Origin of the sequence: Candidatus Darwinibacter acetoxidans (assembly GCF_041936445.1) — a bacterium.
GTDB lineage: Bacteria > Bacillota > Limnochordia > Darwinibacteriales > Darwinibacteriaceae > DTU010.
Window position 1 is genome coordinate 1 of the sequence record NZ_JBHGXH010000044.1, and the last position, 1,427, is coordinate 1,427.

General features: G+C 55.2%; 3 protein-coding genes. All 3 read right to left on the reverse strand.

From position 1 onward, the window contains the following. Positions 1-33: 33 nt before the first annotated feature. Positions 34-498 (reverse strand): type IV pilus modification PilV family protein, encoded by a 465-nt coding sequence (locus ACE4YL_RS01530; RefSeq protein WP_461369072.1) that lies wholly within the window; start codon positions 496-498, stop codon positions 34-36. 154 nt (positions 499-652) lie between these two features. Beyond that, a complete protein-coding gene (locus tag ACE4YL_RS01535; RefSeq protein ID WP_461369073.1) occupies positions 653-1,108 on the reverse strand; it encodes a competence type IV pilus major pilin ComGC in 456 nt (151 codons plus the stop codon). 81 nt (positions 1,109-1,189) lie between these two features. Then, a partial coding sequence (locus ACE4YL_RS01540; RefSeq protein WP_461369074.1) for a type II secretion system F family protein occupies positions 1,190-1,427 on the reverse strand: 238 nt, incomplete at its 5' end.

Sequence of the window (1,427 nt, forward strand, 5' to 3'; positions counted from 1 at the left end):
CTAAAGCCGTCTTCGTCTCTTGCCCGCACCGTTTCACCCCCTGGCCAGGCTTGTCTCCATCTCCACCGAGTTTTCTCCGCCCCGCTCGGTCCAGTAAACCGTTACCCTGACCCGTAAATAATCAGCTTCAAGAGCGGACGCAGAGCTCCCCTTTATGCTCTCGCGGCGCTCAATGACCGTCTCGCGGCGGTAAAGCTCATACCCCTCCGGCAAGGGGTCCTCTGCGCTGGGGATCTGGTATCTGCCGTCCGGTTTATCCCGGATCAGGAGATCATACTTACTGAAGCCCTCTGATTTGAGCTCTTCAATCTTGTCCCGGCACAGGTTGGCGGCGACGGTCTGCCGCCCGGTCATGACCGTGTAGCTGTAGCCATTGAGCAGCATGGAGAGAACCGGTATCGAAACCAGCGCCAGGATGGTGATAGCCACCAGCAGCTCGGTAAAGGTAAAGCCCTCTTCTTGAATGGCGGTTTTCACTTCCCATCGGGGCTCGCCCATGCTTTGCCGACCCCCCAGTTATTCTACTAACCGGTGGCCCCGGTTTAAAATAGATGGTGGCGGCGTAAAACCGCCACCCTGTATCAATCTCATTGCTGTCTGACGTAATCATGCCCGTGAGTAACCGGGCCTAGGCCATTTTAACTTGTTTGCATTACGGTGAGGCAGGTGAGGCACTACGATAACCGCCCCACTGCCCGCGCGGCGCCGCCCAGGGTCTATCACCTGCTTGTCCGCCTTCCAGATCCAGGTAATATGCCCCATCATCTGTACCTAAAATGCCTTCCAGACCTTTGTTCGGAGCAGTTGTCGTCAGAATAGCGGGGATCTCCGGTTTTTCATCAAGGTATCCATCAACACCTATAAGAGCATCTATATCTGCAGGATACGCATCCTCAACGATGAAATACTGCTGCACGGCGGAGTCGATGGTGCGCAGGTTGGTATCGTGCGCCTTCTGGGCGGCCCCGATCATGGCATTGTTGTAGACCGGGATGCTGATGGCCACCAATATCCCGATGATGGCCATCACGATGACCAGCTCGATCAGGGTAAAACCTTTCTCCTCTCTCTGCAAACGCCGCAAGGCTTCGGCAATTTTCAAAACCACCTTTTTCACCTCCTTCTAATTTTATTCTGCTATCTATTTACCGGGCCGCCCTTTGCAGGGCCGGCCCTTAAACAGCCCCTGTTAAAACGCTTCGTACATCTTCAGCATCGGCGTCATGATCGAGATCAGCAGCAAGGCGACGATAAAGCCGACCGCGATAAGCAGCACCGGCTCGATAATTGCGGCCAGCCGGTCCAGAAAATAGGTTACCTCGGCCTCGTAGAAATCGGCCGACCGCGAAAGCATCTCGTCTAAAGTACCGGACTCTTCGCCGACGTGGACCATCTCGACCATCATCGGGGGGAAAATGGCACTTTCG

What these genes read in the sequence shown, in the direction of transcription:
- ACE4YL_RS01530 (WP_461369072.1), bottom strand. Translation starts at nt 498, where the DNA reads ATGGGCGAGCCCCGATGGGAAGTGAAAACCGCCATTCAAGAAGAGGGC.